Origin of the sequence: Bradyrhizobium sp., assembly GCF_049798375.1 — a bacterium.
Taxonomy (GTDB): domain Bacteria; phylum Pseudomonadota; class Alphaproteobacteria; order Rhizobiales; family Xanthobacteraceae; genus Bradyrhizobium.
The window spans coordinates 1-10,091 of record NZ_JBARGP010000659.1 but is presented as its reverse complement, the minus strand read 5'-3'; the positions used below and the strand labels follow the sequence as shown (position 1 = coordinate 10,091).

Annotated in this window: 8 protein-coding genes; 2 read left to right on the top strand and 6 right to left on the bottom strand. The window is 64.5% G+C overall.

The genetic code is table 11. The features are described from left to right. Positions 1–783: 783 nt before the first annotated feature. The 4 genes from WA702_RS25765 to WA702_RS25750 form a co-directional block, all read right to left on the bottom strand. Positions 784–1,278, bottom strand: coding sequence for a RidA family protein (locus WA702_RS25765; RefSeq protein WP_425113363.1), 495 nt, complete (start codon positions 1,276–1,278; stop codon positions 784–786). Positions 1,279–1,296: 18 nt separating this feature from the next. Next, positions 1,297–3,000 (bottom strand): benzoate-CoA ligase family protein, encoded by a 1,704-nt coding sequence (locus WA702_RS25760; protein ID WP_425113362.1) that lies wholly within the window; start codon positions 2,998–3,000, stop codon positions 1,297–1,299. A 123-nt stretch (positions 3,001–3,123) separates the two neighbouring features. Then, positions 3,124–3,954 carry an alpha/beta hydrolase gene (locus WA702_RS25755; RefSeq protein ID WP_425113361.1) on the bottom strand — a complete coding sequence of 277 codons (831 nt, stop codon included), beginning with the start codon at positions 3,952–3,954 and terminating at the stop codon, positions 3,124–3,126. 2 nt (positions 3,955–3,956) lie between these two features. Then, positions 3,957–4,451 carry a MarR family winged helix-turn-helix transcriptional regulator gene (locus tag WA702_RS25750; RefSeq protein ID WP_425113360.1) on the bottom strand — a complete coding sequence of 165 codons (495 nt, stop codon included), beginning with the start codon at positions 4,449–4,451 and terminating at the stop codon, positions 3,957–3,959. 274 nt (positions 4,452–4,725) lie between these two features. On the opposite strand from WA702_RS25750, the gene WA702_RS25745 reads away from it, so the two are divergent. Together WA702_RS25745 and WA702_RS25740 are read left to right on the top strand one after the other, a co-directional pair. After that, positions 4,726–5,892 (top strand): ABC transporter substrate-binding protein, encoded by a 1,167-nt coding sequence (locus WA702_RS25745; protein WP_425113359.1) that lies wholly within the window; start codon positions 4,726–4,728, stop codon positions 5,890–5,892. 32 nt (positions 5,893–5,924) lie between these two features. Next, positions 5,925–6,380 carry a cupin domain-containing protein gene (locus WA702_RS25740; RefSeq protein ID WP_425113358.1) on the top strand — a complete coding sequence of 152 codons (456 nt, stop codon included), beginning with the start codon at positions 5,925–5,927 and terminating at the stop codon, positions 6,378–6,380. Between the two features lie 240 nt (positions 6,381–6,620). On the opposite strand, the gene WA702_RS25735 is transcribed toward WA702_RS25740, so the two are convergent. Together WA702_RS25735 and WA702_RS25730 are read right to left on the bottom strand one after the other, a co-directional pair. Beyond that, complete coding sequence (locus WA702_RS25735; RefSeq protein WP_425113357.1) at positions 6,621–7,868, bottom strand: flavin-dependent oxidoreductase; 1,248 nt, start codon at positions 7,866–7,868, stop codon at positions 6,621–6,623. 48 nt (positions 7,869–7,916) lie between these two features. Then, positions 7,917–10,091: FAD-dependent monooxygenase (locus WA702_RS25730; protein ID WP_425113356.1), on the bottom strand; the 2,175-nt coding region annotated here is incomplete at its 5' end.

Below are 10,091 nucleotides of genomic sequence, written 5' to 3'. Positions count from 1 at the left end.
CCGTCGCGTTACCATGTCGCAGGCCCACAAGCTTGCCTTGTCGGGCAAATCACGACGATCATTCGTCCCGTCCCGCCTCATCGAAGAGGGGCGTACGCGTCGTCACGATACGTGGAAGCGGGATGCGATGGACGCGATTGTGGCAACTGACGAGTGCAGCAATCGCGGACGGCGAAGTCGTGTGGTCCTGGCATCCCGGTGCTGATGCCAAGTCGCGATGCTTTGACGAGTATCGTGGACGACGGGGGCAAGAACGCCGGTCCCCGGGGAGATCACGTATAAGCCGTAAGCCATTCGCGCAGGGAAGGCCGGATTATCCGGCTGAGCCTGTGGTTCCTGCCCCGTGCATTTTTTCGCACGGGGGCCGCGGGTATCAGCGGATACCCGGCCTTCCCTGCCCCCTCTTTAGTTTCGGAGGGTCATCGATCGGCAACGCTCGGGTACATATGTGCCGCGAGGACGGAGAAGCGTGCCTGAACTGTGAGGCGAGGACCCAACTACACATTCAGCCGTCATCGCCCGCGAAGGCGCGCGATCCAGTACGCGGTGGCGTTCCAGTGAATCACAATCGTCTCGGAATACTGGGTCGCCCGGTCAAGCCGGGCGATGACAGTGGAGAGTGGAGCAGTATCTGGACATGTCCTTGCGAGCGAAGCGACGTCTGCCATATCCCCGAGGCGACGGCGGAAGCAATCCAGAGCGACGCGCGGGACTCTGGATTGCTTCGTCGCGTTGCACCTCGCAGTGACGAGGTGGTGAGAGCTTCACCCCCCAATGGCTAGCTCAATACGCAATCACCTGCCCCGGCACGACCGCCGTGGCCTCGATCTCCAGCCGCGCAGACTTCTCGACCAGGCGCACCACCTGCACCAGTGCCATCGCCGGGTAATGCGTGCCGAAGATCTCCCGGTAGATGCGGCCAAGCTCCTTTAGGTTCGCGAGATACTCGTCCATGTCGACGACATACCAGGTGAGCCGCACCAGATGCTCAGGACGCGCATCACCTTCCCTGAGGATCGCTGCGATATTCGCCAGCACCTGCCGCGCCTGCGCCACGAAGCCGTCGGCGAGAACCTCATGCTGATCCCAGCCGATCACACCGCCTGTGACGACGATGCGGCCCTCGGCACTGATGCCGTTGGCGTAGCCCTTCGGCACCGGCCAGCCGCTCGGCTGCAACATGCGCAGACCTGTCTCTGCGTCAGCCTTCTCAGCAACCTTAGCCGAGGGCAGCACCGCAAGCGTCGGTGTCTTAGGCGAGCTCTTGGACGTGCTCACGATGATCTCTCCTTCATCTCATTCCGCCGCGAGGCCCGACGATCCGGCACCCGCCGCTGCAAGCTGGCGCAGCGCAAAGCGCTTCAGCTTGCCGGTCTCGGTCTTCGGCAATTGCGTCACGAAATCGATGGCGCGCGGATATTTGTATGGCGCGATCTCGCGCTTGACGTGCTCCTGCAGCTCCGCGACCAGCGCGTCGCTGCCCTCGCTGCCCGGCGCCAGCACGACATAGGCCTTGACGATGGTGCCCCGCGCCTCATCCGGCGCGCCGACCACGCCGCATTCGGCAACAGCCGGATGGCTCAACAAGGCCGCCTCGACGTCGGGACCGGCAATGTTGTAGCCGGCCGACACGATCATGTCGTCGGAGCGCGACTGGTACCAGAAGTAGCCGTCGGCATCCATCAGATAGGTATCGCCGGTGATATTCCAGCCGTCGTGGACATATTTGCGCTGGCGCTCGTCGGCGAGATAGCGGCAGCCGGTCGGCCCGCGCACCGCAAGCCGCCCGAGCGTATCAGGCGGCAGATCGCGGCCTTCGTCGTCGACGATCTTGGCCTCGTAACCCGGCACCGGTTTGCCGGTGGCGCCGGGCCTGATCTCGTCCTCGACGGCGCTGATGAAGATATGCAGCATCTCGGTCGAGCCGATGCCGTCCATCAGCTTCAACCCGGTCGCCTTGTGCCAGGCGTCGAACGTCGCCTTCGGCAGGGTCTCGCCGGCCGAGACGCATTTGCGCAACGAGGAGATGTCGCGGCTCGCAAGCTTGCCCAGCATGGCGCGATAGGCGGTCGGTGCGGTGAAGCAGACGGTGACCTTGTCGCGCTCTATCGCCGCGAGCAGTTCGTCCGGCGCAGTCTTTTCCAGCACTACATAGGATGCGCCAATGTGCATCGGGAACAGCACGCCGCCGAAGCCGAACGTGAACGCCAGCGGCGCCGAGCCGATGAAGCGATCCGACGGCTTGGCGCGCAGCACATTGTGCGCATAGCCGTCGCAGACCGCGAGCATGTCGCGGTGGAAATGCATGGTGCCCTTGGGATCGCCCGTGGTGCCCGAGGTGAAGGCGATCAGGCAGAGATCGTCGGCAGCGGTGTCGACGGCGGCGAACTCAGGGCTGACATCGGCCATCAGGGCTTCCAACGAGTCCGGCTTGCCGTTGCCCCAATAGACCACGCGCTGCAGCGCCGGCGCCGCAGCCTTGGTCTTTTCCATCTCATCGGCGAGCTTGCCGTCGCACAGCGCCAGCGAAATCTGCGCCTTCTGGATCGGATAAGCGAGCTCCTTGGCGCGAAGCAGCGGCATGGTCGCGACCACGATGCCGCCAGCCTTGATGACGGCGAGATAGGTCGCCACCATCATCGGGTTGTTGGCGGAGCGCAGCAGCACCCGACCACCGGTGACGAGGCCGAGGCTGTTCACCAGCACGTTGGCGATCCGGTTTACCAGCGCCTGCAGCTCGCGATAGGAGTAGCTGACCTCGGGGCTGATGATGCAGGGCGCATCGCCCTGCCCTTCCGCGACCCAGCGGTCGAGGAAATTCGTCACGCAATTCAACTGCTGCGGATATTGCAATTCGGGCCGGCTGAAAACGAATTCGGGCCACAGCTCGCGCGGCGGCAGATGGTCTCGCGCGAATGTGTCGACATGAGCGGTGTAGGTTTGGGCGGTGGCGGCGCAGGCCGCATTCTCTGGACTCTCGGCTTTGGCAGCATTGGCCATCGCACGCTCCTCATTTGGCAAGGACGCCCGGCACGTTTCAAGCCTCAATATTTTAGACCTAAAGCATTTTCGCGCAAGAGCCGAAGATTGTGCACTGCCTGCAACTTCCTTGGGCGGCCGGCCTCAGCGGCCGGCCAGTTCTTTCAGCCGCGCCACCATCGCCGAATCGGGATCGGCAAGCGGCGCGATCGCGGTGAAATGGTTGGCGTCGGCGATCTCGCCATAGCGCGTCGCAACACCGGCGGCGCCCCAGCGCTCGGCGATGGTGCGGCTCTGGCGCAGATATTCCGCGCTCTCGCTGCCGCCGACCACGGCGTCGAGGCTCTTGCCCGCGGGCGGCATCCAGAACAACGGGCTTGCCACATGCGCCGACGCGTTGTCCATGCCGAGCGCCTTGTTGACGGAGGTTGCGACCAGCGGCTCCAGCTCGAACAGGCCCGAAATGGCATAGGCCGCGCGCACGAGATCCTGCGGGAGCGCTGGATCGAGCGCATGCCAATCTGTCGCCAGCATGCAGGCCGCGAGATGTCCGCCGGCGGAATGACCGCTAATGACCAGCGGCCGGCCGAGCCTGGCCAGCTCACGCGCCGCGCTTCGCATCTCCTGGATGATGGTGCCGATCGTCACCTGCGGACAGAGATCATAGGTCGGCACCGCCACCGTGATGCCATGCCTGTTCAGCCCGCGGGCGCAATGGCTGGACGACGAGCCGTCCAGCGCCTGCCAATAGCCGCCATGAATGAACATGACGATGGCGCCATCGCCATCGCCATCGGCCTCGAACAGGTCGATGACATTGCGCGGACCGGGACCATAGGTCAGCCGGCGCGGCGCATGCTCGGCGCGATAGGCGGCTGCATCCCGTGCCCATCCGGCCATCAGTTGCGGATGCTCCGGCACCCGCGCCCGGTTGTTGTACTCGACCTCGTAGTCGACCGTCTCAGTGCCGCTCACACTCATCCTTCCCGCCGCTGCACGGCCTTCTGCGCAGAGCCCTTGGTCTTGGCCAGCAGCCGCATCAAGTCGCGGACGTCCTTCTCGGAGAGGTCGCCGAAGATGTCGGCGATCCAGGTCTCGTGCTCGGCCGCCATCCGGCGAAACTCGGCACGGCCGAGCTTGGTCAGCCGGATCACCTGCACACGGCGGTCGGTCTCCGAGGTGCGGCGGTCGAGATGGCCCGATTCGACCAGGCGTTCGACCAGCCCGGTGACGTTGCCGTTCGACACCATCATGCGCTTGGAGACATCCGACAGCGTCATGCCCTCAGACGCCTTGTCGAGCTGCGCCATCAGGTCGAAGCGCGGCAAGGTCACGTCGAAGCGTTCGCGCAGCCGGGTGCGGATCTCGCCCTCGATCAGGGTCGTGCAGGTCAGGAGCCGGAGCCACAGCCGCAGCTCCTCGGCGTGGTCCTCGGGCAGCTCGACGGCCTTGGTTTCGGAATCGAGGGTCATGACGGCATCATCTGCGCGGGCGATACGGAAGATGACGACTTTGACCTTCAATGCGTTCGCCGGGCAAGGGAAAACGTGCCGATTCATGGCAGTGAGACCAATTCCTTTAGGCTTCAAGCAATTGGCGCGACGCTTGCATGCGGCCGTCCGCGTCGCACTCACATGCAGCCTATGGCTTGCAGCAAAGGGCTGCATCGGATTAGGCTTCAGAGGTCAGCATGATCTGACCGAGTGCAACAGCACCGTGCAAAAGCGTCAATCCGGGGGAATTGTCATGAGAACGAGTTCGAAGCTGGCCAGCCTGGCGCTGCTCGCTGGGGTCGCGGCGCAGCCGGCACTGGCTGCCGACAAGCTCAAGATCGGCGTCATCGTTACCTTGTCAGGGCCGGCCGCGGCGCTGGGCCAGCAGGTCCGCGACGGCTTCAACCTCGCGGTCAAGGACCTCGGCGGCAAGATGGGTGGCCGCGAGGTCGAGGTTGTGATCGCCGATGACGAATTGAAGCCGGATGTCGCGATTACCAAGGTGAAGGGCCTGCTGGAGCGCGACAAGGTCGACTTCGTGGTTGGACCGATCTTCTCCAACATGCTGCAGGCGATCCATCGCCCTGTCATCGAGAGCAAGACCTTCCTGATCAGCCCGAATGCCGGCCCATCGAGCTATGCCGGCAAGGACTGCAGCCCGTTTTTCTATGTGACCTCGTACCAGAATGACCAGGTGCACGAGATCCTCGGCAAGGTGGCGCAGGACCGCGGCTACAAACGGGTCTATCTGCTGGTGCCGAACTATCAAGCAGGACGCGACTCGGTCGCCGGCTTCAAGCTCGACTACAAGGGCGAGGTCACGGAGGAGTCCTACGTGCCGCTCAACACGCTCGACTTCCAGCCGGAGCTGAGCAAAATCGCATCGCAAAAGCCGGATGCCGTCTTCACCTTCATGCCCGGCGGCATGGGCGTGAACCTGGTCAAGCAGTACAAGCAGGCCGGCCTTACCATTCCGGTGCTGTCCGCGTTCACGGTCGATGAATCGACCCTGCCCGCGCAACAGGATGCGGCGGTCGGCATGTTCGGCGGCGCCGACTGGGCGCCCAATCTCGACAATCCCGCCAGCAAGAAATTCGTGGCCGGCTACGAGGCCGCCTACAATAGCGTGCCGGGCAGTTACGCAATGCAGGCCTATGATGCCGCACTTTTGATCGACAGCGCGGTCAAGGCCGTGAATGGCGATCTCGGCAACAAGGACGCGGTGGCGGCGGCGCTGAAGAAGGCCGATTTCACCTCGTTGCGCGGCGCGTTCAAGTTCAACACCAACGGCTATCCGATCCAGGATTTCTACCTGACCAAAGTCGCCAAGCGGCCGGATGGAAAATTCCAGACCGAGATCGTACAGAAGGTGTTCCAGAATGACGGCGACCGCTACGCCAAGGACTGCGTGGCCAAGTAGGCCGAGCGGTCAGAACCGAAGGAGTCAAATCGATGAGCCATCCCGAAATCGCCGGCATCACCCGCGCCAATGAGGGCATGCAGGGCATCACCTGGAACATCCTCGGCCAGATCTACGTGCCGAAGACCCGCACCGAGCACAGCTTTTCCTGGCATGCGACTTTCCCGGTCGGCACCTTCGTGCCGCCGCACATCCATCCCGACCAGGACGAGTATCTCTACATCCTGGAGGGCCGGCTCGACTTCTTCCTCGACGGCGCTGAGGAACACGCAACCGCGGGCGACACGGTGCGGCTGCCGGCGGGCAAGCCGCATGGCATCTTCAACAAGTCGCAGCAGAGCGCGAAGACGCTGTTCTGGGTGTCACCGACACGCCGGCTCTACGATTTGTTCTGGGCGATCCACAACATGCGCGAGCAGAACCCGGAAGACGTCGTCAAGCTCGCCGCCGAGCACAACATCCACTTCCTGCCGCCCCCGCCGCAGTAAGGAATGCACCATATCTTATTCAACGAAACTCTCGCCCGTACGCAGTGCGCTCCCTCGCCCCGTTCTTACGGGGAGAGGGTTGGGGTGAGGGGCGGACGCACGAGCGGTGTTAGTTCGTAAACCTGTACCCCCTCACCCGGATGTCATCTTCGCCATCCGACCTCTCCCCGCAAGCGGGGCGAGGTAATACAGTGCAAGCCGCGCCAGATGGGCTCATGCACGAATGGCGGCAGGATGGTGCTACGACGCTTGCCGCGTCACCATGCGCGCGGCGAAGCCGGCCCGGGTCGCGTAGCCACGCACGATCGCCTCGCGGGCCTCATAGTTGAGGATGGTGTCGATGTCGGAAAATCCCTGCGGCGCGAGCTGCTCGACGGCATCGATCACGCCCTCCGGGCCGCCGCGGCGGTTGGCCGCGACGATCTCGCCCGTCATCGGCAGCCGTTGCTGCTCGTAGGCCGCGAGCGCCTGCCGCGGATGCTCAGAACGCGCCAGTGCATCGGCCAGTGCGCGGGCATCGAGAATCGCCTGCGAGGCGCCGTTGGAGCCGACCGGATACATCGGATGCGCGGCGTCGCCGAGCAAAGTCACGCGGCCGCTGGTCCAATGCGGCAGCGGGTCACGGTCGCAACAGGGATATTCCCAGAACTCGGGCGTCGCGCGCACCAGCGCGCCGAAATCGATTTGGGGAATCGAGAAGCCGTTCACATGCGGCATCAGCTCATCGGCGCGGCCGAGACGCGACCAATCCTCGCGGCGCGGTGGCGGCGCGCTGCCGTCGCCGAGGCGCACCAGCACGGCCCAGTTGGTCAGCCGGCTCGCCGGGCTCGAGCCTTCGGCGATCGGATAGACTACAGCCTTGGCGTTGAGGCCGCCGGCGATGATCATGGACTGTCCGGTCAGGAACACCGGCCAGTCCATGGCGCCGCGCCACAGCATCAAGCCGTTCCAGCACGGCGGGCCTTCGTTCGGGAACAGCGTCTGGCGCACCTTGGAATGAATCCCGTCGGCGCCGATCAGAATGTCGCCCCTCACAGTGCGAACATGGGCACCGTTACGGTCGAAGAAATGGGCCGTGACGCCGCGCTCGTCCTGGGTAAAGGCGCCGAGCCGGCAGCCGGTGTGGAGCTTCTCCGCGCCCAGCCGTTCGATCACGGCCTGGTGGATCACGCCCTGCAGCCGGCCGCGATGGATGGAGAATTGCGGCACTTCGTGGCCGGCATCAAGCCCGCGCTTCTCGTGCCAGACCTGCTGACCGTGGCGGGTCAGATAGAACAACTCATGGGTGCGGATCGCGACCTGATCAAGCCTGTCGAGCAGCCCGAGCTGCGCCAGCTCGCGGATCGCATGCGGCAGGGTGTTGATGCCGACGCCGAGCTCGCGGACCGCGTCCGCCTGCTCGAACAGCTCGCTATCGATGCCGCGCGCCCGCAACATCAAGGCGGTGGTCAAGCCGCCGACACCCCCGCCAACAATGATCGCCTTCATCACCCCTGCTCCACTGGCAATCCGAAGCGCCTAGCGTGGCATGGCCGCTCACTCCGCCGCAAGCGGCTTCGCAGCCTCCGCTTTCAACTCCGCGCGGGTCTTCGGCTTAGCCTTAATTTTGAGGTCCTCGAAATCCTGCCGGTCGCGCACGCTGTTGCGGAATATCTGCTCCTTGCCCGGCAGATATTGCGGCGGGCAGAACACGTCGGCGCCATACCAGGCGGCGGCTTTTGTGGTGAAGGCGGGATCGACCAGATGCGGGCGGCCGAGCGCGACCAGATCGGCGCGGCCGGCTGCGAGGATGGTGTTCACCTGGTCGGCAGTGGTGATGTTGCCGACGCACATGGTGGCGACGCGAGCCTCGTTTCGCACCTGGTCGGAGAACGGGGTCTGGAACATGCGCCCATAGATCGGCTGCGCCTCGCGCACGGTCTGGCCGGTCGAGACATCAACCAGGTCGACGCCAGCCTCCGCGAAGGCGCGCGCGATCAAGACAGCGTCATCGCCGGTGATGCCGCCCTCGGCCCAGTCGGTCGCGGAGATGCGCACCGACATCGGCTTGTGCGCCGGCCAGGCCGCGCGCATCGCCGCGAAGATCTCGAGCGGAAACCGCAGCCGGTTCTCAAGCGCGCCGCCATAGTCATCGCTGCGCCGGTTGGTCAGCGGCGAGATGAAGCTCGCCAGCAGGTAGCCATGGGCGCAATGCAACTCCAGCATGTCGAAGCCGCAACGTTCGCCGCGCTCGGCCGCCGCAACGAACTCGCCCTTGATACGATCCATCGCTGCACGATCGAGCTCGCGCGGCACTTGGCTGTCCGGAAAATACGGCAGCGGCGATGCGGAGACGACGTCCCAGCCGCCCTCCGCAAGCGGCCGGTCCATGCCGTCCCACATCAGCCTCGTCGCTCCCTTGCGGCCGGCATGGCCGAGCTGCAGCGCGAACTTGGTTCGCGAGTTGGCGTGGACGAAATCGACGATGCGCTTCCAGGCGGCCTCCTGTTGGTCATTCCACAGGCCGGCGCAGCCCGGCGTGATGCGGGCATCGCGACCGACGCAGGTCATCTCGGTGAACATCAGGCCGGCCCCGCCGATCGCGCGCGAGCCGTAATGCACCAGATGAAAATCACCGGGCACGCCCTCCTCGGCCGAATACATGCACATCGGCGACACCACTGCGCGGTTGGCGATCGTCATCTCGCGCAGGCGCAGCGGCTGGAACATCGGCGCCACCGGCTTGTCGACATCGACGTCAAAGCCCTTGGCACGGACTTGCTTCGCGAACGCCTTGTCGACCTCGGCGACGAAGTCCGGCGCGCGGAGCGTGAGGTTGTCGTAGGTGATCGCCTTCGCGCGTGTCATCACGCCGAATGCGAACTGCACCGGATCGAATTGCCAGAAGCGATCGACGTGTTCGAACCACACCAGCGAGACGTCGGCGGCGTGCTGGGTCTTCTCGACCTCCTCACGCCGTCCGTGTTCGTAACGGTCGAGCGCGGCCGCGACATCAGGTTCACGCTGCATGGCATCCGCCAGCGCGATTGCATCCTCCATCGCAAGCTTAGTGCCGGAGCCGATCGAGAAATGCGCGCTGGCCTTGGCGTCGCCAAGCAGCACCATGTTGCCCTTGACCCAGCGCTTGCTGCGGATCATCGGGAAATTGCGCCACATCGAGCGGTTGGTCAGCAGCGGATGATCGCCGAGGAACCAGCCGAAGATCTGCTTCATCCGCTCGGCGGATTGCCGCTCGTCGAGCCCGGTCAAGCCTGCGCGCTCAAACGTCTGCGGATCGGTCTCGAAGATCCAGGTCGAGCGTCCCGCCTCATATTGATAGGCATGCGTGATGAACGGGCCCCACTCCGTCTCCTGGAAGATGAAGGTGAAGGCGTCGAGCGGCTTGGTCGATCCCATCCAGGTAAACTTGTTGCTGCGCAAGTCGACCTCTGGCTCGAAGTGGTCGACATGTTTCTCACGCAAGCGGCTGTTGACACCGTCGGCGACGATCACGAGATCGGCATCGGCAAAGCGCGTCTCGTCCTCGACATCGGTCTCGAACTGCAAGGTCACGCCGAGCTCGCGCGCGCGGTCCTGCAGGATCATCAGCAGCGTGCGCCGCGCACAGCCGCAGAAGCCATTGCCGCCGACGCGGTGCACGCTGCTGCGGAAATGCACCGCGATATCGTCCCAATAGGCGAATTCCTGCGTGATGCGGCGATAGCTCGGCGG